Origin of the sequence: Rhodococcus shunpengi (assembly GCF_048381395.1) — a bacterium.
Taxonomy (GTDB): Bacteria; Actinomycetota; Actinomycetes; order Mycobacteriales; family Mycobacteriaceae; genus Rhodococcus.
This window is the reverse complement of the sequence record NZ_JBLWIU010000025.1, coordinates 176,405-196,668: the sequence shown is the minus strand read 5'-3', so window position 1 is coordinate 196,668 and position 20,264 is coordinate 176,405. Positions and strand designations below refer to the sequence as shown.

The following is a 20,264-nucleotide window of genomic DNA, read 5'->3' as shown; positions in this document are numbered from 1 at the left end:
TGAGGTTTTCTCACCAGGCGGGGGCTTGTAGGTGAAGAAGCACGAGGGCGGCAGCGGTTATCGTGCCGATCCTCCACGGACACAGACTGATTCGTTGTAAGGCCTTCCAGCGGGTCTTCAGCAGGGCATTCGCACGTTCCGCCGGAGCGCGCATCGCGGACAGAAGTGTGTTGCGGCATCGAGTGCCGGCATCGAGGTCGCGGCCCTTGGTCGGCGTGTGGACACCGATCCCGGCACCGGTGTAACCCTTGTCGGCAAGGGTGGGCATCCCGCCGGTGGCGGCCTCATAGAGGGCGCCGAGGACTCCGCCGAGTCGAGCAGCGGTGATGTCGTGAACCGAGCCGGGTTCGACGTCGGAGACCCAGACCGGGTAGCCGGTCGGGTCGGTCAGGACCTGGATGTTGCCGCCGTGTCGGCGGTGTTTGCCCGAGTACCACAAGTCGTGTCCGGCTTCGGAGCGCTCCCGGCATCGGGTCGCGGCGATCAAGGTGCCGTCGAGTCCGACGTGTTCCCACCCGGATGCACTCCCATGGGCGAGGACCTCGTGCAGGTCAGGGGCGTGGGCGGCGATCACGTCGATGCCTTCGTGTAGGTATCGGTAGGCGGTTGCCGGCGAGATTCGGGCATCGCGCGCCAGGGCGGCGACGTCGGTGCCGTCGCGGAACCAGCGGAGCACCATTACCGCCTGGACGTAGACGGTTGCGGCCCGCTGCCATGGTCGGCGGTCGACTCGGGTGCGATGCGCGGCCAGGGCACTGGCGACGAAGGCCAGGGTGCGCTCGGGCACGTCGAGCGTGGCACGATAGGAAATCACGTGGGGTCCTGCTTCGGGATTGCTTCTTGGTCGAAACGATCTCTACCAGGTAGGACCCCACGTCCTCATCTCACGCCACACCGCCCGAATGTCCCCGGCCGCCGTCAGCGAACTCCTGGTGAGAAAACCTCAATGCGTTCTGATCGAAATCGACGTCACTCGTCTTCTGTCCAGGAAAGCTCGGGTCGGGGATGAACCTCACCCGCGCATAGCTCGGATATCCGACTGGGCCGCGGCCTGCCAATCGGTACCACGGAAGTCTCTGCTCGACGAGCCAATCGGCGGCCGATGCATCGTTGCACAGTTCGAAGCTCACCCGGCGATTATCCGAAGTTCGACGAGAACACCGACTTCCTGGGTCCATGGCCCCTCCGGTGGCGGAATCAGATTGATGCAACTCCCCGAGCTCTCGATGATCGGCGACTCGGGCACCGTGCCCGTCGCGAAGCCGTTCTGCCCCTCCCGGACAGGCCCGAAGGTATGGATCCCGCCCCCGCTGCAGTGGCCGTTCGCATCCGGCCAGCTCGTATGACTGACCAGCCGGCGACCGGTCACCGCGGCGCGCACGCGGGCCTGTTCCGGCACCAGCGCCGGGAAGTCGGCCGACAACGAGCCGGTCACCTGCACGGTGCCGTGATACAGCGTGCTCGAGTGCAGAGCTGCACCCCAGCCCCAGCCCCGGCCGTGCAGCAGTAGTGAATAGGTTCCCGGATGCGTCCGTCCGGCCGGATCGACCCATTCCCGGGACAGTCGTCCGTCACCGCGCACCTCCACTCGGGCGGTGAGGTCGTTGCGCATCTCGGGAGGAATCCCCGGCTCGTGCTCGACGAAGGTCAAGGCATACTCCACATGGTCACCGACCTGCGGGAACTCCACCATGCCGTCGAGAATCAGGTCTGCCGGGATAAGCACACGCAGACTCTCCGTAGTGATCTCCTGTGTCATCGCCACCTCGTCGACGCTCCCAGAAGCCGGTCGTTCCGGCAACGCTCACCGGGCATGTCCTGGTGTCAATTCCACAGGACGCGGGGAGCGCCGTCCGCATCCGTCCCGATGAAGTTACCGGGTCGGATCCCACCGGAAGCGATGAATTCGGTCAACAAGTGAGCCATCTCCGGTGGTGCGTTGATCTCACCGCGTGTCACCGGAGGTATCACGATGCTGGCCTTGGATCCGGGAAGGTGCTCGATGCCGTAGACCGCGTTCGGCGCGAACTCGACGTGGACTTCCAGCGAGTTCGCGTCGAGCTGGTCGATGCTCGTGATCCTGTACCGGTAGAGCTTCCGGTTGTTCTCGGCCTCGCTGGCTGTGATGCCTTGTGTTTTCCACAGGGCGTCCTTCCACAATGAGAAGAGTCGGTCGAGTTCGGCGGCATCGGGAACGCTCATGATGTGGATTCTTCCGGCTGTCGGCTTCGATCAGGACGCTTCTGTTGAGGTCGACCGCGATCTTGGACGTACCCTGTCTTCAACCTCGCTGGTCCGGGGCACCTTTACAGGGCCCACCCGAGTGACATGAATCTTGGAAACTGACACGAATCCTGGAACCTCCTGTGGAGATGCAGCGAAGACTGGCCGGACACGCTGCTGCACATCGACAGATCCCGGGTGTGTCAACAGTACTCGTGCAAATGCGCGACTCGGTCGACCGCATCGCCGATCGTGCGCGGCGGCAGCGTGTCGGGCACGCTGGCAGGGTGACAGAGCCTGACCAGGTGTGGCGTCCGCAGACTCAGCTGCCGGTGTTGGTGACTGCTGTGTCGATCGAAGACGGGGAGACACCGCCCCCGGAAGTCGGTGCCGTCGCGGTGTTTCCGTTGTTGTTCGAGGAGATGCCTGCCGATCCGGCGGATCCGTCGATTGTCAGGCTTGGCGCTGTGGCCGAGCCCCTGCATTCGGGAAAGCCCGCGTTGCAGCGGCCCGGGGACGGACGACAGTGGTGGGACTGGACCGTGCTGCTGCGCGGTGTGGGGTGGACGGCCACCTGGTACACCCGCCGTCCGGTGCTCGGTCAGGTCGAGGTCACCGGCCGGCTGATCGGTGATCTGTCGTACGCCACTACCGGGCGGATCCGCGGACGGGTCAGGCGTATTCACGTCGCATCCGATCGGTACCGGCGTGAGGTCGATCAGCCGCACTCGCCGTTCCGGCCGGTGGCTGGCACCCGTCGCTATCGGCAGGTCACCACGTCCCCGCGATCGTTCGCCCATGTTGCCCGGCTCAGCGGCCCCGACCCGCTGGTCGAACGCATTCACGAGGTGGGTGTGTTGGTGGATCTCGACTTGACCGATGTGCCGCCACCGCCGCTGCGGCCGAGCGTGATCCCCGCCGCGATATCCGCGCACGACTGCGATCTGTGGATCGCCGACCGTGAACTGCCCGTGGTGGTGCATCTCGACGCCGGCCGGCGCGTGCGCGAGTACATCGTGCCCGGGCAGATCTTCGATACTCCGCCGGCTGATCGCACCCGTTCGGTGTGGGCGCACGCCGACGGCTGCTGGGTGGGCGGCTGGGACGGAATCTTCCACTGCACCCGGGGTGGCACCGTCGAGGCGATTACTGACACACCGATTCGAGACGGCGCAGCCCATGCCCAGACCCTGCTCGCCGTGGCGGTGCCGGACCGCGGCACCGCCGAGCTGATCCTCGCTCGCCCGGGACAGGACCTGGTGAGGCACCCTGCCGAGCAGTGGGGCGACCTCGAATCGATGACGACCTGCGCGGACGGGTTTGTCCTGCTGTTTCGCCGGCGTGATCCGAGCACCGGCGCGCTCGGAGCGGCGCGCCTGGTCCAGGTCGATCTGCACGGCATCGTGACCGTCGGTCCGCCGCTGGAGACCGCGGTGATGTCCTATCGGCCGTTTCTGACCGGTCTTCCACCGACGATCGTCGACGGCACCGCTGCATACCGGATACTCGACGATCTCACTCTCGCCCAGCCGAACTCATTGCCTGATCATGTCCTCGGCGGCGGACAGATCGAAGACCTGCTCTGGATCGTCGGCCATCCCCCGGACGGTTCCGGCCGTGGGCGGTGGTGGCCACTGCCGGGACCGGCCGTGTATCCCGCCGATCACCATCAATACTGGCTGTTCACCCGCCTCGATCCGGTCACCTGGGAGCCGATCTCGAGCACCCCGATCCGCAGTCCCCGCCCGGACGTCACCATCGACGGAGCCGGCACCGTGTGGGTCACTGCTGCGGGGGTGCATGCCTTGCCGCGCCAGCACATGAACCCGCCGGAGCTTCTCGATGTCGCCGAACTCCTCGACCGCTCCCGCCTCCGGTAACTGAGATGAGTGGGGCGAACCGTTGCGGGTTGCTCACCCGGCCGTAGGTTTCTTGCTGCGGATTCTCCATGGCCAGCTCGTGTCTTGAATGTCCGACAGCGCCATTGATGAGCGACGCACTGCCGGTGTCGCGCCACCAGGCACCCACGATACGGGTAAACACCACCCTCACTTGAGCGTGTGGTCGAAATGTAACGCTAGAGGCGAAAGTCCATATGTGTTTGTCGGCGGTCCCCGTTTTTTCTCCCTCCTCGGAGCGGTGGGGCCGCTCGGTCCGCGCATTCCTCCCCGATGTGTGTGGCCGGCGGGAAGTCCGGTGGTGCACACCCGGGCTTTCCGCACCGCAGTTGTCGCCAGTGTCAGGATGCGGGGATCACCGCGGCGAAAGGAGACGTGGGTGCGCACAGCGGTACGGGCCGCCACTGCCGCGGTGGTGCTCACTGCGGTCGCGGCCGTGGGGATATGGACCGTCGGTGCCGTATCCGGCCCCGATGCTGTCGGCCCCGGCGACGGTGTCGCCGAGACCGGGACGGGAGATCACGGCGCGATGCCGAGTCGAGGTGTGGTCCGCAGCTGGGACCTCGAGCACATGCAGGGTGTGATCGACGGCGATGAGGTTCCCGGTGGATGCCATGTCGACTTCGCGGCCGTTGCGGTGGACGGGTTTCCCGCTCTCACACCGGGCCACGAGGTGGAGTTCGAATGGATCCGCCCCGAGAACCCGGCAGCGGGTGTCGAATTCGAGTTCGAGTGTGTGCGGGCATGGCCGGCCGGGCAACAACCCTTCCGTCGCCCTACCGGATTCGGGGCGCGCGCATGGTCGGTCCATCCCGACGGCCGCATCGAGGAAGAGCACTTCGTAGGCGAACCCTCCGCACCCGTACCGGTCCCGCCTCGGGTGACCGGCCACAGTGTCGGCACAGTCCGGGAGTGGAACGACGAACAGGGCTGGGGAGTGATCGATTCCGACCAGACCCCGGGCGGATGCTGGGCGCATTACAGCACCATCGTCGGCGAGGGTTTTCGTACCGTAGCGGTCGGAGCCACCGTGGTCCTCGATTGGGAACAGGTCACCGATCAGGACGGCTACCACTATCGAGCCACCCGAATCGAGCAGCAGTCCGGCTGACCGCATCTCATAGCAGGGTCTTCAGGTTGTCAGGCTCGGAACGGCCCCGACAGTTCCAATGACGGCGCCTCATGTGGACGAGACCGAGCGCGAGGGCTGCCCGCGACTATCGCACTGTGCTCGGAGAACGGACGACCACAGCGTTAGTCGAGGAAGTAGGCGAGGACTTTCTCCTCGGAATCCAAGACCTCGTCCGAAGCCACCCCGAGCTCGAGTGCGAGCTCGACGGATCCGAGGAGGACAACCTCCACGTCAGGGGAGAAGGCCCGTTCGAGCACCTCCAGGTAGTCGGACATGCTCGCATCGAGCTTGTCGATGAGCTCTTGGTATTGGGCGGCGAGTTGCTCGTCCATCGCCTGCTGTTCGTCGAGGTACTGCACGATCAGCGACGCCTCCCGCTTGGAGAGGGAAGACGAGACGGCCTTGTACATGATGATGCCGACGGTATTGCCGATCACGGCACCCAGTACCGGCACCGGGATGAGAGCCTGCCCGACGAAGGAGGACAGGGCGCTGACGGCGGTATCCAGGCAGACGAGCTCCGCGTTCTCGATGAATTCCAGCTCGTCGATCTCGCCGCGACGGAGCTTGTTCGCCTGCTCGGCGACGCCGAAGGCCGCGGTGACGATCGAGCTGGCGACGGCCGCGGGGGTGGCGGTGACGTTCGTGAGCATGTAGATGCTGGCCCCTCGGACACCGCCCTTGGCGGCACCGAGATTCGCTTCGCCGGCGATGTCGGTCCAGTCCTCGACAGTGAACTCTCTGAGCTGCTTGCCCGCACGGCGTTTGTCGACCACGGCCAGCACCAAGGCGGTCCCGCTCTCAATGGCGGCGGCCGCAAACGTGGCCTTCGCGCCCTCCGCCAGGGTCGGCCGACCTTCCTGGTAGGCGGCATCGCGCAGGGACTGGTCGGTGGAGCGGAGGGAATCCGCCTCCGTCTCCAAAGTCGCCCCATAGGCGCCCTTCTGAACCTCGGAGTATTTCAGGTGGGAAGGCTCGAGCGACTCGATACCGACAGATCCCTCCTCGCCGAAGAACGCCTGGATCCGCTCCCAGTCCGTGAACGACGGGCCGTCGCCGCCACGCGTCAGGAGTGTGCCGGCTTCCTCGCGTGGCAGGGCGTGCAGCTTCTGGATCACCTCGAAGTGGTCGCGGGGGATCTGGTATTTCCCGCCGCTGGCGACGAAGTCGGGATACTTGCCGAGGTGTTCGGTGATCGCGCCGAGACCGAAGCGGCCGCCGGCCGCGACGAATTTCTGCTGGATCTCCACGCCGTTGCGCATCAGGTCCACAGGGCCGTTGTCATTAATCCACTGGTAGACAGCGTCCCCACCACGGATGTGGCTGCGAGCATTGCCGACGCCGACCTCTGCGACCTCGGCGATGAAGCCGTGCATACCCTTGAGCCCGCCACGGTTGGCGGCGACCACCTCGAGGTCGATCTTCCGGATCGCCTCACCGACGCTGGCGAGCGCGTCCTCGAGATTCCGGTCCTGCCGGTGGAGAGCGCTCAGCAGGTTGTCCAACCGGAGCTGGTTGAGATAGTTCACCCAGGCGGCGACAGCCTGCTCCTGGTTGCTCTTCCCCAGCCTGACCGCCTCACTCATTCCCGGCGCCCTGCGCGATGCGCTTGTTCAGGAGGGCCGCGCAGGCCTTCGTGTTGTTCACCAGCGCGACGAGTTGGGACTGTTGGGGCGCGGACAGCGCGAGGAAGTCGGTCCCGAAGCACCTGAGCGCTTCGCGGTAACTCTGCACGAGCAGCTCGCGAAGGGACGTGGTGCGTCGGAGCAGGTCATCGATCTGGGCGTCTATGCCCTTGATGAGCGCGGTGTTCTGCTTCACCGAGGTCAGCGCCTTGTTCTTCGCCTCGCGGTTCTCGAACTTGTTCTTGGTGAACAAAGCGATCGACGCGAGGAGGGTGGCCCCCGCGACCGTCCAGCCGATGGGGCCGGCGAGGGCGAGCAAGGCGCCACCTGCCGCAGTGCCGCCGCCGCCGGCCGCGACAACCCCTCCACCGAGCCAGGCGAGAGCAGCCTTGGTCGCAGCAGCCCCGGACAGAGTGGAGATCGCGGTGCCGGTCGACGCGGTGCCGAAGGTGGTGGCGACCCACATCGCCGCTGTCGGAGCCATGCTCGCGACCGCGGCGCCCGCGGCGAACCCGGCAGTGGCGCCGGCAGCCGACTTCCTCGCGGCGTCGAGATCCTTCTGCGCGAACTCCTCCGCCGCCAGGAACTGGGCTTTGTGAATGTCGATCTCGTCGAAGTCGGTCTCGAACGACTTCGGGGTGTTGGCGATGCTGTTCACCAGCAGCTCGACGAGCTCGATCAGGTCAGTCGAGCGTTCGCGCTGGCGTAGGAGAGAAACGCCCCTGTCGTTCATCGACGTGAACGCGCCGTTGTACTCGACTATCGCCTCCTCGTAGGGATCGGGTTTCTTCGCGCTCCGCCTCTCGGCGGTGTCCACAGCGGCATCCTCGAGATCGCTGGTCTGCTCGGTCTGCTGCTTCGAGCTACCTCGTGCGAATCTGCCGAAGCCGCGGCCCGTCTTGCCGAACCTCGGCTTGGTCATATCCATTTCGAGTGGTTCGACCATCGAGACCTCCGAACTCCGTTGTGGTGTGCCCTGGCGACACGAGAGTATCGGCAAGAACGGACAAGCTGGACACACCGACGGTTTCGAAGTAACCGACTTCGCCGTGATTCCCCAACCAGTGCCGTCCCTCCCTACGGCCGACTTCGGGCGGCGCGGGACCGGGTCAACAGCACTGACGACCGATTGCAGGGCTAGTTGTCGAGATGCAGTGAAGATCGACAGGACACGCCGCTACAGATTGACAGAGGCTCGGTGAGACGAGAGCGCCGGTCAAGGTTTCATTCCGGGAAACCGCAGCTCAGAAGCCTTATGAAGCTGCGGTCGGCCCAGTTAATCTACCCCGCTCATCTCGCTAATCTTCGCTGCATCTCGACAAACATACACCTGCATAAATCGGGCATATCCATCCAGAGCCCTTGTCACTCCAGATTTCTATGGGGTCGGGAACGTAAATTGCCGTTTACGCACCATCGACGCCAAATTGCCAGGTGAAGCCGTTTCACGCACCCGGAGAGCACCGGAATCCGCCGATCACGTCCGCAAACCAGTAGAACCAGCGTGAATACCTTCGCAAGTGCGACCCGGGTCCCGACACAATGCCCAGGTCGTGACCCGGACCTGTCTGTGGCCGCGACGATGCGCACCGAGCCCCGATCACCGGGTAGGGTCTTGCCCACGGTGACTCCGTGCCCGAGAGCGTCGCCTCTCGGATTGCCTAGTGCACGGAGATGGTCATGTCGTTCGACAACGAACACTCCCGCCCCCAGGATCTGAAGACCTCCTCGGTTGTTCCCCCACTGCGTCGTCTGTTGACAGTGGTGGTCAGTGGGTGGGTGATCGAGGACGGATCGATCGTGCCCCCGAAGGTGGGGAACACAGTGTCGGTGGCCTTGCAGTTCCACCAGTACACACCGGATCCGGCCGATCCGCGGACCTGCACGGTGCGAGCCTGGGCGCAACCGATCCAGGCGGACACAGCCCCGATCGTCGACCGCGACGGGCAGTGGTGGTGGACGATCATGCTGCGCGGCGACGGCTGGAGCGCAGTGTGCCGAACGCCGCGGCCGCTGATCGATCATGTCGAGGTCACCGGGATGTTCTTCGCCCATACCGAGCTCGGCAGCGGCACCGCCCGCGGGTTGGTGCGGCGGGTGCAGTTGATGACCGGCGAGACCACCTACGATCCACACACCCGCGGCTGGGCAGCGGTGGCGGACGAAGACATCCGCTACACCGATATCGAGGCCTCGCCGCGCTGGTTCGATCGCCCCGACCCACCGGACCCCGCGCACGCCGACCATCCTGTCGAGCGTCAGCTGGGGGTGCTGATCGAGCTGGACCTCGATGCCGCCGAACCGGCCCCGCTACGACCGCGGGTGCGTCCCGGTGTCATCAGCAGCGGCGGCCGGGTGTTGTGGGTGCTCGACCGGCAACTGCCGGTCCTGCTGCAGATCGACGACCCGGCCGGGGCCGCGGTAGTGACCGAGCATCTTCTGCCCCTCTCCATCGCCACTACGGTTTTTTCGCCGCTGCGGGGGCGGGTGGTTGCCGACGGGTCGGGCTGCTGGGTCGTCGCCGAACAGACGGTGCTGCGCTGCACGCTCGATGCGGCCGGCGCCCTCGAGGTGCACCGAATCGATGTGGGCCACCGTATGGCAGCGGCCGCGGCCTGTGGCTCGGTGCTGCTCACTGCGGGCGAGGGCGTGTTTGTGCTGCGCCCCGGCACCGAACCGCTGAGGGTGGAGTTGCCGACCGCACGATGGGTGGCGGCTACCTCGGAAGGGTTCGTGGCGGTGGTGCCGGCCGTGCCCGAGGATTGCGCGGCGCCATTCCCGCGGATCTATCGTATGGTGCGCATCGATCTCGACGGCACGGTCACCGACGGACCGCAGATGCCGTTGTCGTTTCCTGTTCGTGTCGGCTCCACCGGTGACCGGATGGCCATCTACGATCGCCGCGGTGTGGCGGTGTCGATCGGTGCGGATCTGACGAGCACGCCTGTGCCCGCTCTCCCGGGTCGGCCGCTGACGTTCGGTGGAGCCGGGGGCTATCTGTGGATGACCACCCACCGTCCCGACGGCACCGGGAAGACCGGCTGGTGGCCGTTCGACAGTTCGGACGAGGTGCCGGCCCGCGAGCACGGGCGGTTTCTGTTGGTGCTGCTCGATCCCGCCACCCACCGGGTCGTCGCGGCGGCGGCAATCGACGATCCGGAGCCGGCAGTGACGATCGACGAGCAGAAAGACGAGCAGAAAAAGGTGTGGGTCGCCACCAAGAAAGGCGTGTACCTGCTCGATCCGGTCGGCACACTCGTCGAACTCGACGTTGCTGCACGGCTATGCACCGAATAGCTCGAGGCCTTTCGAGCGAGCGGAGCACGTCGTGGGGTTATCTACGATGTCGCTGGGATCGTGGGCCCTTGTCGATGCGGCGTTGCCGGTCGACGGGTTCGTCGGGGTGAAGCATGCGGTGAAGATCGGCGATGGTGTCGTCGTTGAGGTCGCCGTGGATCACCCCGGCTGCCCAGTCCCAGTCGGGAGTCGACCAGACGTAGAACAGTGCGCCCCACGACGGTTCCCACCCCTCGGCGCTGCGGGGCCGACGCGAGAGCATCGTCAGATCGTTTCCCGCGTCGAACGCCCCCGTCTGCGGGTCATGGAACGGTACCCGGTCGGGGGTGAAATCCATCGGCACCCGCGTGCGGAGCGGCACCTCGGTGACGGCGGTGGTGAACCAGTGTTGTTGGTCGCGTTCGAGAGCGAACTGGCGTTCGCGGTACATCTGCTGTTCCTGCTCGGCGGTGAGTACCGGCCCGTCCCACCCGAACAGGGCGTCGTCGACCGGTTCGCCGACGACGAGGTCGACGAACTGCTCGCCCAACCCCGCCTGCTCGATATGTTCGCCCAGCATCTGCCCGGTCTCGATGTCCACCCAGATCTGCATCGGATACGGCTTGTGCGGCGGCGGTGCCAACTCCACCGTCCAGCAGCGTCGGCCCGCGAACTCGACCTCCTCGACCGGACCGGTCGGCTGGGCGAAGTCGTCACCGGACCATTCGGCCGCGCTGCGCCGCCGCAACAGGAACTGACTGGTGCCCAGATACTGCACCTGACCGACCGGACCGACCCGCGGCCGTTGCGGATCCCGGGTGAAATCCCACGCGGCCACACCGTCGGTAACAAAGACCGGGGTGCCGTCCTCGCGTTCGACGCGCAGGCGTGCGCCGTGACGCCAGATACGGTGGCCATTACCGGCCATCACCCGAAGCTTGCGCCCGATGGAGACGAATTGCTCGGTGTGCCCGTCCGGGTGCACCGCGCGGATCGTTCCCCGCACAGGCAGATCAGGACCGGTGGTCAGTGCCCGCAGTACCTCGATCCACGCCGTCATCATTCGACACTAAGCGACATCCGCGCCGCCTCCAGAGGCAGACACGCGGTGTCAGAGGTGATCGCCTGGGACCTAGCTGCCGAGAGCTTCGTCAGAGGGGCAGCCCTACGTCCAGGTCCACCAGGACGCCGGCCTCGCGGGTCCACGGACCGTCCCGGGGCGGGATCATCGGGCTGTGCCATCCCCGTGGATCAGCAGGAACAGGGGTGGCAGGTACCAACCCGAGCCGAAGGCCGGTGTGCCCGTCCGGTACGGGTCCGAGCGTGTCGGTCCATCCCTGGGTGTGTCGGCCGTCGGCATCGGGAACGCTCACGCGGGTGATCAACCGGCATCGGGCCACCGTGCCGGTGACCTGTGCCTCGGCCGGAAGCACTCCCGGCCAGTCGGCCTCGAACCACCCGGCACACTGTGCTGTGCCCTCGTAGAGACGGCTCGACACGAAGTACGCGCACCAGCGGTCACCGTGCAGCAGCATCGAGTAGGAACCGGCACGGATCCGGCCGTCGGGGTCGACCCGGTCCGCCGAACACCGGCCGTCGTTCAACGGCTCGACCCGTGCCACGACCTCGTTCGACATCTCCGGATGGATCCACGGCCGTGCTTCGTGGAACTGCAGCGTGTAGTCGACGCGGTCCCCGATGCGAGGGATGCCGACTATCCCGTCCATGATCAAGTCCTCGGGAACAACGATCCGCAGCGTCGTCATTACCCCATCATGCCTACGCTGCACATCCGGACCGGCTCGGTACGGTGATGCAATGAAGGACGCGAAAGCGCAGGCCCGGCCCACAGCTCGTAGTGCAGGAGTGAGAACTGTCGCGGTCGAGGTGTGTCTGCTCCTCGCAACGATCCTGTCCCTGAGCGTGCTGCTCGGCATGTACTACGGGTGGCCGGCGGTCGGGGGCGCTCTGGATTACGATCACCAGATTTTCATCGCGATACCCGCGCTTCTGCTACTCGGTGTAGCCGGTCTGGTGTGGGCTTTTCGTGTGTGGTCCTCCCTTCGAGGTACCCGATCCTGGTCCTGGTGGACTGCTGCGGCGCCGGTGGTCGTCCTGGGCGCCCTGCTTGTCGTGGTGTTGTTTCCCCGCCCGGGGTTCGACGAAGCCCGGCCCCAACTCGAGGCGATCGCGCGTGAGATCCTTACCGAACCCGACGGCGTCAGAAGTGGTGTGGAGGTCGGTGGACTCGACATCTCGCGTGTCGAACAACTCGGTGGGGCCGTCTACTTCATCGAGTCCGACGATTCGTTCGGAACCACTCACGGGTGGATCTACTCACCGGAGGGCTACCTGGACGGCCAGCGGCATGTCGGGTCGATCGAGCATCTCGGAGGTCCCTGGTACGAGTTCGAGCGCAGCTCATAGGTCCGGATCGATCACCAGCACCCTTTCCGGAACTGCCGAGCGCCTTCCACAGTCGGCTTCGATGTCGACGAACCATGTGCCGGCCCCGGCAGGCGTGTGCGAGTCCGGTTCATTCGCGCCATACCGCCGTGAACTCGTACCACGGGCCGTCGAGGTGAGTCGACTCGATCCGATCGATTCCCGAACGGTCCGGCGGAGGTCCGGCCGGTGAGTAGATCCAGCCGCCGGAGGTGGTCAGGAAGCTCTGGTCGGCGTCGTAGAAGTACACCGCACCGTTGTTGCGTCGTTCGATCCGGGACATCGTGTAGGGCCCGACCGGTATATCGAACACGGCCGGATCCGGGGAGGACAAGGCCGTCCGGGCGGCGAGGTCGAAGTCGCTGCGTGAGGACTCGAACGACGGTGACGGAATCACCGCAGCGGCTACGGTCGCGGCGACCACGACGATCGGAGCGGCCGCGATCCACCACGACCACCGCCGGTCCCGCCCGATCACGTATGCGGACTTGATCGCCCACACCAGGCCGACGATGACCAACAACACCCCGAAGACCAGGACGACCATCGAATTGGTGAAGGCATCGACGGTGTGCCCGTGGGCCGGCCACCAATCCAGTAGGGCGAACACGATTCCGGTGCACAACAGCACCGACGCCCCTGCCACGATCAGCCCCGGTGGGCGTGCCGGGCGGCCGATCGGATCACGCAACACCAACGGCTGCCGCGGCGCCGGTGACGTGTCATCGCCGTTCATGAGTCGAGCTTTGCACGTCAGCGCACCGAGTCATGTCATCTGGACGCGACCCGATTGGGTGATCCGCGTTCGGGAATATGCCTCGAACACGGCCCGCTGCATCTCTTCCGCCAGAGCGAATCCCGGCCGTAGACGGGCGCCCGGCACGACCGCGGTGTGGCAGGGTCGGATACGTGAGTGAGCACAGCGCCTCGAATCCTGCTGACCGGCAGCAGGTGGATCGGCATGTCGACCCGAACTCGCAGTCGCTGGTGTGGCGGGTCGATGACGTGCTCGACGACACCACCGGCGGCGACTGGATCGCTGAGGCGCTGCCGCGCTTCGAGTACACCGTCGGATCGCTGGTGCCCCCGATCTACACGCTGTATTCACGGGTGCTGCATCCTGCCGCCCGGATCGACCCCGACAGCGGGGAGCAGGTTCGGGTGCGCTGGGCCGAGGTCGCCGCCCATACCGGCGGGGTGATCCACCAGACCGTCGAATGGGGTTCGCTGCTGCAGGCCGGTATCCACAATGGGGTCGGGGACGGCCGCGACCTCGTGTGGGACCAGGAACCCGACGAAGGTGATATGCCGGAAGAGCAGTTCGCGGCCCTTGCCGAGGTTCTCGTCGAGCACACCAGCACCCCGGACGAGTGCTGGTTCGGGTTCTGGGAAGGCGGCGCCGGCCAGGCCCTGCATCTTCCCTTTCCCGGACCGCGGGTCCGCCTCCCGCACCGGGACAACTTTCTGGTGCACGGCACGGTGCGTGATGCGGTGCGCACTCTCGGAGGGTGTGGTCCGAACCTGTGGTGGCCGCAGGACCGGGCATGGTTCGTCGCCACCGACATCGACCTGATGTCGACCTACATCGGCTCGTCCACCGACTGCGCCCGGGCCTTGGCCGCGCACCCCGATCTGGAGGTCATCGACACCAGCAAGCTCCGGAAGGTCACCTGGGACAGCGACGAGATCAACCCGCTCCCGCCGCGCCCGTACGGGCAGTAACCCGCGACGGTCACCTGCGCTTGGGCGAACCCGCTTCCCACATGTGAGGCGACGATCGTCACTCGCCCTCGACCGGGTGCACGCGCACCGCCACAACGCGAAGCCCTCTACCAGACTGCTCGTTTTCTGCCACTCGAAGGCGACTTGTTGGCCAGGGGTGAGTTTTCTGAAGCCTTCGACCTCGACCTCGCTGAAGTGCGCCCAGCAACCCCCGGGGGTCTGTTCGCAGTCGATGACGCCCCACCCGTCCTCACTGTTCCAGAATCGGACGACGCCTCGGGAAGTCATCTCCCGATGATGCAGTACATGGTTGTCGGAGGAGATACTGACGACATGGGAGAGGACGAGGCGATCGCGACGACGCGCGTACGCCAGGGTGTGCCGGTGGCCTATCGCGGCCCCGACACCGACCGCGACATCCTCAACCCCGAGACGGGGCCTCCGATGCTGTTCCACGGCCATCCGGGCCGGATCACCAGTCCTGCGATCCAGCACATCCTGGTGGACTGGGTCGGTCTCGAGAATGAGCCTGCAAGCTTTGCCGTCGGCTACTGCCCCCACACCATCGACGGCGGGCGGGCCGGCCCTGTCGTGCCCGCTCTAGCGGAGATCTCGGAAGACGAGTACTTCCTGCGCAAACAGCGGATCGACAAAGGCGAACGTCCCATCCCGTAGGCGCTGAGCCGCTACAACCCGCGGTGCACCTCTCGACCACTTCGAGACACCCGGGGGGTGGGTCACCTGCCCTGACCTGTGGCGCCGAAGTCGGGTTCGCCCGCCACTACCTGCCGTTGTTCCACGGCGAACTGGTCTTCGTACTCACCCATCATTGGCGCAGCCTCGCCGAGAGCCCTGAAGAGGCAGGCCTTCACGCTGCGCCGGGTGTGACGAGGCTCAGGGAAGTGCGCCAGATCCAATTTCAGCGAGCGCCGTCAGGTGCTGCGGACAGGAGCTCCGACCAACTCATGCCGTCACCGATGCCCGAGGGGTCGGTGCCGGGCGGGAACTCTTGCAGATAGAACGTCGCTCCGTCTTCGATCTCGCCCGCATGGAAAGCAGGCGACTCGAAGGTTCGGGCATAAGGCGCCGAGCTACTGACGGTAATTGTGTAGTGGCGTTGATTCGCGGGAACCGCGTCGAAGTGCGCTACGTAGGTACACACTCCCGTACCGTCGGCGTTGCGTTCGACGGTGTCGACTTCCAGCACAGAACGTGCCGAGGCGGCCGCGCTCTCGCCGTGTATCAACACCGTGTCGTTCGGTGCGATCGGGACGGCGGCGATGATGCACTGTCCGGTCTGTGGGTCGGTTTGCTCCGCATTTCCGACGACCGTGACCGTAGCGGGAAAGGTCTCCGGCTCCTCGGTGTTCGATGGTGAGCCGACGCCGTAAGGAGGTCATCAAAGCTCCTCTCGCTGCTCCAGCCGTTGCCGGCCGCACCATTTACGCTGAAAGCGGTCAAGCGGCAGGTCAACGCACTGTGATGCTGAGCATGAGGGGAGTTGAGATGTCTGTCGTACCGCGAAGGGTCATCCGCCAACAACTCATGCGGACTGCGGTCCTGGACAAGATCGAGCGTGAGCATCTGCCGGTGGACACCGACCAGGTTCGCCGGAGCTTGGACAGGATCCGTGAGCAGGTCTGCGGGAAGTCCCTGCTCGAGCACGTCGAGCGGTGGGACCACCTGCTGCGAACCGGTGATCTCGACCTGATCCGGCACGGGGCGCTCTCCGATGACGAGGTGGGACGTGAGATACGGAATCTGTCACCGCTGACCGTGTTGATGGCCGAGTCCGAGCGTCTCGAGGTGCTCGATGACCTGCGACATCGTGCTGCGTGAACCGCGAACAATTCGCCCGCGCGATCAGGACCGCGTGTGCATACCTCGAAGAGCCGTACATAGTGGTCTTCGGCTCGCAGTCCATCCTGGCCAGTTACGACGGTTCCGTGCTGCCCGCCGAGGCATCGGTGTCCCGTGAGGTGGGCATATAACCGCGTAGCGCCTTCACAGCCGGACCGATCTTCAGAACAAGCTCAGTGTCCTGGACGTCTTCGTCAAGAGGATTCCGCATTCCACGATCTGCACGGGGTCTGTGCCGAAGACATCCACAAGGACCACGGTGGTGCTGCCCCACGGCTGGGAGAACCGACTCGTGCATTTCACCGCCGACGTCGATGATCTCGTCGAGCGCCGTGCCTGGAAGGGATGCCATGGCGGGGTGGTCAGCCGGGCGATCGCCTCTTAGCGCGCCAGATCGCCGCGGCGGAAGCGCGGCAACCCTGGTCCGTCTGTGGGAAAGATCAACGCTGTGGTCAGGACACGGCCGGGAGCGCTCATACAACATGCGGGCCGCGGAGTCCTCCACGAGCTCCGACCCGACCGTCCATAAACCACCATGTCCTACCATCGTTCGACGGCCACCCGCTCCGGTGGCCGATCCACTCCCGGCACGAACAGGAATGCGCATGAGCGACCAGCCCACCCACGATCCGGAACTGCTGCGCGACCCCCGGGCGGTGACGACCCTCAACGACCGCGGATTCGGCACGGCGCTCGGTCTCGAGTTCACCGAGGTCGCACCCGATCTCGTGCGAGCCCGCTGGACGGTCACCCCGGCGCAGCATCAGCCCTACGGCATCGTGCACGGCGGCGTCTACTGCGCGGTCATCGAAACCGTCGCCAGCATCGCCGGGGCCACCTGGCTGGGGGACAAGGGCAACGTCGTCGGGGTCAACAACAACACCGACTTCCTCCGCGCGACCCGCGAAGGGGTCCTCACCGCGACCGGCACCCCGGTGCACCGCGGCCGCACCCAGCAGCTGTGGCGGGTGGAGATCGTCGACGAACAGGACCGCCTCGTCGCGCAGGGACAGGTGCGCCTGGCGAACATCACCGACGCGGACCGCATCGGGCACTGACCCTGCAGCCGGGCGGCTCCGGCCGGGACACCACACCCGGCCGGAGCACCGACGGTCAGCCCGCGGCCTGCGTCCCGCCGCGGCCCTGCCCGGCCGGCGCCTGTGCGGAACGGTCCCCGTCCTTCGCCGAGGCCGCGCCGTTCGCCGAGTCGCCGCCGGGTTCGTCCGCGCGCATGTGCTCGAGCGCGATCCGCGCGAACACCTGCTGCTCGGTCGCCGCCATCTCGTTGCGGCCGGTGGAGAAGAACGCCTGCGCCCACGACAGCAGCGTCGACAGCTTCGACGAGAACCCCACCAGATACAGCAGGTGGATGAACAACCACGCCACCCAGCCGAGGAACCCGCTGATCTCGAGTTTGCCGACCTTCGCGACCGCACTGAACCGCGAGATCGTCGCCATGCTGCCCTTGTCGAAATACTTGAACGGTTCCCGATGGCCCGGGTCGGCGCCGTCGAGGGAGGCGATGATCTGCCGGGCCGCGTACTTGCCGCCCTGCATCGCCACCTGCGCCAGACCGGGCAGCTTGTTCAGCGACATCATGTCGCCGATGACGAACACGTTCGGATGCCCCGGCAACGTCAGATCCGGCAGCACCTCCACCCGGCCCGCCCGATCGACCTGCGCCCCGGACTGTTCGGCGAGCTGCTTGCCGAGCGGACTGGCCGACACGCCCGCCGACCACACCTTGCACTGCGACTCGATGCGCCGCTGCGAACCGTCCTTCTCCTTGACGACGAGACCGTCGGCGTCGACGTCGGTGACCATCGCACCGAGCTGGATCTCCACCCCGAGCCGTTCGAGGGTGTTGCGGGCCTTGCGGCTGAGTTTGCCGCCGTAGACCGGCAGCACGTCGGAGGCGCCGTCGAGCAGCACCACCCGCGCCTCGGTCGGATCGATGTTGCGGAAGGTGCCCTTGAGGGTGCGGCGCGACAGCTCGGCGATCTGCCCGGCCAGTTCCACCCCGGTCGGGCCGGCGCCGACCACCACGAAGGTCAGCAGCCGGGCGCGTTCCTCGTGATCGTGGGACAGTTCGGCCTGCTCGAACGCCCCGAGGATCCGGCCGCGCAGCTCGAGGGCGTCGTCGATGGTCTTCATGCCCGGCGCGTACTCGGCGAACTGGTCGTTGCCGAAATAGGACTGGCCGGCGCCCGCGGCGACGATGAGACTGTCGAATTCGGTGGTGGTGTAGCGCTCGAGGAACCGGGAGGTCACCGTCCGATTCTCCAGGTCGATCTTCTCGACGTCCCCGAGCAGCACCTGCGCGTTCTTCTGTTTGCGCAGCACCATGCGGGTCGCCGGGGCGATGTCGCCGACCGACAGGATGCCCGTGGCCACCTGGTACAGCAACGGCTGGAACAAGTGATGGGTGGTGCGCGCCACGACCGTGACGTCCACATCGGCACGAGCCAGGGCCTGGGTCCCGAACAGCCCACCGAAACCGGATCCGATCACGACCACTCGATGACGGCGGGGTTCGGTCTGCTCGACACTCATGGATGCTCCTTCACGTTGCCGGATGGATCGTTCTCCAGTCTTGCAGTTACCACGTTTGCCCACAGCCCAACCGGCGAGCCGCCCCTCCGTCCTAGACCGGCCTGTCGCCGTCCGCCTCGCGGCCCGGCCCGAGCAGCCCGTACACCGGGTTGTGCCGCGCCGCGTGCCGCACCGCGTCGTTCGTCGCCGAGGTGTACACCTGCACCGTCTGCAACGAACGGTGTCCGAGCAGCTGCTGCAACTCGACCATCGTCGCGCCGCTGTCGGCCAGGCTCGTGGCGAAGGTGTGCCGCAGGGCGTGGGCGAGCGCCCCGCGTTTGCGTTCCGATTCGATCCCGGCGCGCCGGTAGATACGGCGCACCCGGTACTGGAGGGTGCCGCGGGTGATGCGCTTGCCGTCCGCGCCGACGAACAGCGGGTCGGTCGGGTCGTGCCGCTCCCACACGGGCAACTCGTCGCAGTCGCGGGCGCGGCGCCGCGCGGCAGGGAAGCGGGCGTAGCGTTCCTCGAGATAGGCGGCGACGATCGCCGTCCAGCTGTCCTCGAGGGGGATCTCCCGTTCGATCGCGCCCTTGCCGAGCACCCGCAGCACCGGGGCCTCGCGGCCGCCGAGGATGCTGCCCACATCGAGCCGGATCAACTCGTCCGAGCGGATCCCGGTGAGCAGCAGCGTCGCGATGAGCGCCAGATCGCGTTGCGGCCAGTCCCGCGCCGACTCCGCCGGGCGTTGTGCCTCCACGGTGATGGTGTCGACGAGTTGATTGATCGCTGTGGGGGAGAACGCCTTCGGGGTGTGTTGCGGCTTTTTCGGCTGCGCGATCGAGGCCATCGGGTTGCCTTCCGACACCCCTTCGGAGACGAGGAAGTTGCAGAAGTTGTTCCACACCGACCAGGCGCGGCGCACCGACGCCGGTTGCCGTTCGGCGGCGAACGCCGCGAACGCCGACCGCAACCCGCGCACCGTCACATCCCCGAGTGTCAACGCGTCCTCCGGCACCGCGCAGGTCGCGGCGAGATGCGCGCGCACCGCGTGCAGGTCGAGCCGGTAGGCCTTGATGGTGTGCGGGGACCGTTTCGCGGTCTGCAAGGTCTCGAGATACGACCCGATCCAGTCCGACAATCCCGGCTCGGTCGCGCTGCCCGCCACGATGCCCCTCCCGTGAAGATCCGCTCGTACAGATGTGCGAGTCCAGTGTGACAGCAGGGGCCGACGGGACAGCAGAGACCACATCCGGATTTGGGGAGACCGATGCCGGGTACGCGGTGGACAACCGACCGTTCGTGGAGAGGAGCCCCATGCCCGCAGGCGATGTCGAAACGTTCCGCCAGGACGGATCCTGGCACAACCGCATCGAGGGCTCGAGCGACCTGCTCGGCACCTACGCCACCCGCGAGGAGGCCGTCGCCGCCGGCCGCGACGAGGCGCGCCGCCGCAAGGTCGAACACCTCGTCCACAACCTCGACGGGACGATCGGCGAACGCAACACCTACGGTCACGACCCGCGCGACATCCCGGGCTGATCGACCCCG

Annotated in this window: 23 protein-coding genes and 1 pseudogene; 10 read left to right on the top strand and 14 right to left on the bottom strand. The window is 66.3% G+C overall.

Going from position 1 to position 20,264, the window contains the following annotated elements; genetic code table 11:
- Window positions 1-10: 10 nt before the first annotated feature.
- The 4 genes from ACNJ7K_RS15730 to ACNJ7K_RS15715 form a co-directional block, all read right to left on the bottom strand.
- Complete coding sequence (locus tag ACNJ7K_RS15730) at window positions 11-814, bottom strand: IS5-like element ISRhosp9 family transposase (protein ID WP_263510442.1); 804 nt, start codon at window positions 812-814, stop codon at window positions 11-13.
- A 70-nt stretch (window positions 815-884) separates the two neighbouring features.
- The gene (locus ACNJ7K_RS15725) at window positions 885-1,130 is read right to left on the bottom strand and encodes a hypothetical protein (RefSeq protein ID WP_487041897.1); all 246 of its coding nucleotides are present in this window, start codon (window positions 1,128-1,130) and stop codon (window positions 885-887) included.
- Window positions 1,127-1,759: a hypothetical protein gene (locus ACNJ7K_RS15720; protein WP_487041896.1), complete on the bottom strand. Its 633-nt coding sequence runs from the start codon at window positions 1,757-1,759 to the stop codon at window positions 1,127-1,129. Before ACNJ7K_RS15720 ends, ACNJ7K_RS15725 begins: the two co-directional genes overlap by 4 nt.
- 65 nt (window positions 1,760-1,824) lie before the next feature.
- Entirely contained in the window at window positions 1,825-2,202 is a 378-nt protein-coding gene (locus tag ACNJ7K_RS15715; RefSeq protein WP_241386892.1) for a hypothetical protein, read from the bottom strand.
- Between the two features lie 488 nt (window positions 2,203-2,690).
- Between ACNJ7K_RS15715 and ACNJ7K_RS15710 the strand changes: the two genes are divergently transcribed.
- The gene (locus ACNJ7K_RS15710) at window positions 2,691-4,103 is read left to right on the top strand and encodes a hypothetical protein (protein ID WP_241386891.1); all 1,413 of its coding nucleotides are present in this window, start codon (window positions 2,691-2,693) and stop codon (window positions 4,101-4,103) included.
- Window positions 4,104-4,500: 397 nt separating this feature from the next.
- Entirely contained in the window at window positions 4,501-5,232 is a 732-nt protein-coding gene (locus tag ACNJ7K_RS15705) for a cold-shock protein (RefSeq protein WP_241386890.1), read from the top strand.
- Between the two features lie 143 nt (window positions 5,233-5,375).
- On the opposite strand, the gene ACNJ7K_RS15700 is transcribed toward ACNJ7K_RS15705, so the two are convergent.
- The 3 genes from ACNJ7K_RS15700 to ACNJ7K_RS15690 form a co-directional block, all read right to left on the bottom strand.
- The gene (locus tag ACNJ7K_RS15700) at window positions 5,376-6,662 is read right to left on the bottom strand and encodes a hypothetical protein (protein ID WP_487041895.1); all 1,287 of its coding nucleotides are present in this window, start codon (window positions 6,660-6,662) and stop codon (window positions 5,376-5,378) included.
- A 169-nt stretch (window positions 6,663-6,831) separates the two neighbouring features.
- Window positions 6,832-7,824, bottom strand: coding sequence for a hypothetical protein (locus ACNJ7K_RS15695; protein ID WP_241386888.1), 993 nt, complete (start codon window positions 7,822-7,824; stop codon window positions 6,832-6,834).
- A 715-nt stretch (window positions 7,825-8,539) separates the two neighbouring features.
- Window positions 8,540-8,800, bottom strand: coding sequence for a hypothetical protein (locus tag ACNJ7K_RS15690; RefSeq protein WP_241386887.1), 261 nt, complete (start codon window positions 8,798-8,800; stop codon window positions 8,540-8,542).
- Window positions 8,801-8,843: 43 nt separating this feature from the next.
- Between ACNJ7K_RS15690 and ACNJ7K_RS15685 the strand changes: the two genes are divergently transcribed.
- Complete coding sequence (locus ACNJ7K_RS15685) at window positions 8,844-10,175, top strand: hypothetical protein (protein ID WP_487041894.1); 1,332 nt, start codon at window positions 8,844-8,846, stop codon at window positions 10,173-10,175.
- A gap of 37 nt (window positions 10,176-10,212) precedes the next feature.
- On the opposite strand, the gene ACNJ7K_RS15680 is transcribed toward ACNJ7K_RS15685, so the two are convergent.
- The gene (locus ACNJ7K_RS15680) at window positions 10,213-11,214 is read right to left on the bottom strand and encodes a hypothetical protein (protein WP_241386885.1); all 1,002 of its coding nucleotides are present in this window, start codon (window positions 11,212-11,214) and stop codon (window positions 10,213-10,215) included.
- A 91-nt stretch (window positions 11,215-11,305) separates the two neighbouring features.
- On the bottom strand, window positions 11,306-11,920 hold the full coding sequence (locus ACNJ7K_RS15675; protein ID WP_241386884.1) for a hypothetical protein: 615 nt from the start codon (window positions 11,918-11,920) through the stop codon (window positions 11,306-11,308).
- Window positions 11,921-11,972: 52 nt separating this feature from the next.
- Between ACNJ7K_RS15675 and ACNJ7K_RS15670 the strand changes: the two genes are divergently transcribed.
- Window positions 11,973-12,581: a DUF1109 domain-containing protein gene (locus ACNJ7K_RS15670; protein WP_487041893.1), complete on the top strand. Its 609-nt coding sequence runs from the start codon at window positions 11,973-11,975 to the stop codon at window positions 12,579-12,581.
- Between the two features lie 109 nt (window positions 12,582-12,690).
- Here ACNJ7K_RS15670 and ACNJ7K_RS15665 read toward each other — a convergent pair whose 3' ends face one another.
- Entirely contained in the window at window positions 12,691-13,335 is a 645-nt protein-coding gene (locus ACNJ7K_RS15665; RefSeq protein ID WP_241386882.1) for a DUF1109 domain-containing protein, read from the bottom strand.
- Window positions 13,336-13,508: 173 nt separating this feature from the next.
- Here ACNJ7K_RS15665 and ACNJ7K_RS15660 point away from each other — a divergent pair, with 173 nt between their 5' ends.
- Complete coding sequence (locus ACNJ7K_RS15660; RefSeq protein ID WP_487041899.1) at window positions 13,509-14,321, top strand: hypothetical protein; 813 nt, start codon at window positions 13,509-13,511, stop codon at window positions 14,319-14,321.
- A gap of 135 nt (window positions 14,322-14,456) precedes the next feature.
- On the opposite strand, the pseudogene ACNJ7K_RS15655 reads toward ACNJ7K_RS15660, so the two are convergent.
- Window positions 14,457-14,609: pseudogene (locus ACNJ7K_RS15655) on the bottom strand (cold-shock protein); the annotation flags it as partial.
- Between the two features lie 45 nt (window positions 14,610-14,654).
- Here ACNJ7K_RS15655 and ACNJ7K_RS15650 point away from each other — a divergent pair.
- Window positions 14,655-14,996 carry a hypothetical protein gene (locus tag ACNJ7K_RS15650; RefSeq protein ID WP_487041892.1) on the top strand — a complete coding sequence of 114 codons (342 nt, stop codon included), beginning with the start codon at window positions 14,655-14,657 and terminating at the stop codon, window positions 14,994-14,996.
- A gap of 244 nt (window positions 14,997-15,240) precedes the next feature.
- Here ACNJ7K_RS15650 and ACNJ7K_RS15645 read toward each other — a convergent pair whose 3' ends face one another.
- Complete coding sequence (locus ACNJ7K_RS15645; RefSeq protein WP_487041891.1) at window positions 15,241-15,528, bottom strand: hypothetical protein; 288 nt, start codon at window positions 15,526-15,528, stop codon at window positions 15,241-15,243.
- A 299-nt stretch (window positions 15,529-15,827) separates the two neighbouring features.
- Between ACNJ7K_RS15645 and ACNJ7K_RS15640 the strand changes: the two genes are divergently transcribed.
- The 3 genes from ACNJ7K_RS15640 (at window position 15,828) to ACNJ7K_RS15630 (ending at window position 17,239) form a co-directional block, all read left to right on the top strand.
- Window positions 15,828-16,160 (top strand): hypothetical protein, encoded by a 333-nt coding sequence (locus ACNJ7K_RS15640; RefSeq protein ID WP_487041890.1) that lies wholly within the window; start codon window positions 15,828-15,830, stop codon window positions 16,158-16,160.
- Between the two features lie 280 nt (window positions 16,161-16,440).
- Window positions 16,441-16,566: a hypothetical protein gene (locus ACNJ7K_RS15635; protein ID WP_487041889.1), complete on the top strand. Its 126-nt coding sequence runs from the start codon at window positions 16,441-16,443 to the stop codon at window positions 16,564-16,566.
- A 220-nt stretch (window positions 16,567-16,786) separates the two neighbouring features.
- Window positions 16,787-17,239 carry a PaaI family thioesterase gene (locus ACNJ7K_RS15630; RefSeq protein WP_487041888.1) on the top strand — a complete coding sequence of 151 codons (453 nt, stop codon included), beginning with the start codon at window positions 16,787-16,789 and terminating at the stop codon, window positions 17,237-17,239.
- A 55-nt stretch (window positions 17,240-17,294) separates the two neighbouring features.
- Here the strand turns inward: ACNJ7K_RS15630 and ACNJ7K_RS15625 are convergent, their stop codons facing one another.
- Window positions 17,295-18,734 carry an NAD(P)/FAD-dependent oxidoreductase gene (locus ACNJ7K_RS15625; RefSeq protein ID WP_159418158.1) on the bottom strand — a complete coding sequence of 480 codons (1,440 nt, stop codon included), beginning with the start codon at window positions 18,732-18,734 and terminating at the stop codon, window positions 17,295-17,297.
- Window positions 18,735-18,825: 91 nt separating this feature from the next.
- Window positions 18,826-19,881 (bottom strand): tyrosine-type recombinase/integrase, encoded by a 1,056-nt coding sequence (locus tag ACNJ7K_RS15620; protein ID WP_487041887.1) that lies wholly within the window; start codon window positions 19,879-19,881, stop codon window positions 18,826-18,828.
- A 149-nt stretch (window positions 19,882-20,030) separates the two neighbouring features.
- Here ACNJ7K_RS15620 and ACNJ7K_RS15615 point away from each other — a divergent pair, with 149 nt between their 5' ends.
- Window positions 20,031-20,255 carry a DUF2188 domain-containing protein gene (locus ACNJ7K_RS15615; RefSeq protein ID WP_487041886.1) on the top strand — a complete coding sequence of 75 codons (225 nt, stop codon included), beginning with the start codon at window positions 20,031-20,033 and terminating at the stop codon, window positions 20,253-20,255.
- The last annotated feature ends 9 nt before the right edge of the window (window positions 20,256-20,264 follow it).

Bases quoted from the DNA above. Each gene is read 5' to 3' on its own strand.
- ACNJ7K_RS15720 (WP_487041896.1), bottom strand. From the start codon at position 1,759: ATGACACAGGAGATCACTACGGAGAGTCTGCGTGTGCTTATCCCGGCA.
- ACNJ7K_RS15715 (WP_241386892.1), bottom strand. From the start codon at position 2,202: ATGAGCGTTCCCGATGCCGCCGAACTCGACCGACTCTTCTCATTGTGG.
- ACNJ7K_RS15695 (WP_241386888.1), bottom strand. From the start codon at position 7,824: ATGGTCGAACCACTCGAAATGGATATGACCAAGCCGAGGTTCGGCAAG.
- ACNJ7K_RS15685 (WP_487041894.1), top strand. From the start codon at position 8,844: ATGCTGCGCGGCGACGGCTGGAGCGCAGTGTGCCGAACGCCGCGGCCG.
- ACNJ7K_RS15680 (WP_241386885.1), bottom strand. From the start codon at position 11,214: ATGACGGCGTGGATCGAGGTACTGCGGGCACTGACCACCGGTCCTGAT.
- ACNJ7K_RS15675 (WP_241386884.1), bottom strand. From the start codon at position 11,920: ATGACGACGCTGCGGATCGTTGTTCCCGAGGACTTGATCATGGACGGG.
- ACNJ7K_RS15670 (WP_487041893.1), top strand. From the start codon at position 11,973: ATGAAGGACGCGAAAGCGCAGGCCCGGCCCACAGCTCGTAGTGCAGGA.
- ACNJ7K_RS15665 (WP_241386882.1), bottom strand. From the start codon at position 13,335: ATGAACGGCGATGACACGTCACCGGCGCCGCGGCAGCCGTTGGTGTTG.
- ACNJ7K_RS15650 (WP_487041892.1), top strand. From the start codon at position 14,655: ATGGGAGAGGACGAGGCGATCGCGACGACGCGCGTACGCCAGGGTGTG.
- ACNJ7K_RS15640 (WP_487041890.1), top strand. From the start codon at position 15,828: ATGTCTGTCGTACCGCGAAGGGTCATCCGCCAACAACTCATGCGGACT.
- ACNJ7K_RS15630 (WP_487041888.1), top strand. From the start codon at position 16,787: ATGAGCGACCAGCCCACCCACGATCCGGAACTGCTGCGCGACCCCCGG.
- ACNJ7K_RS15625 (WP_159418158.1), bottom strand. From the start codon at position 18,734: ATGAGTGTCGAGCAGACCGAACCCCGCCGTCATCGAGTGGTCGTGATC.
- ACNJ7K_RS15615 (WP_487041886.1), top strand. From the start codon at position 20,031: ATGCCCGCAGGCGATGTCGAAACGTTCCGCCAGGACGGATCCTGGCAC.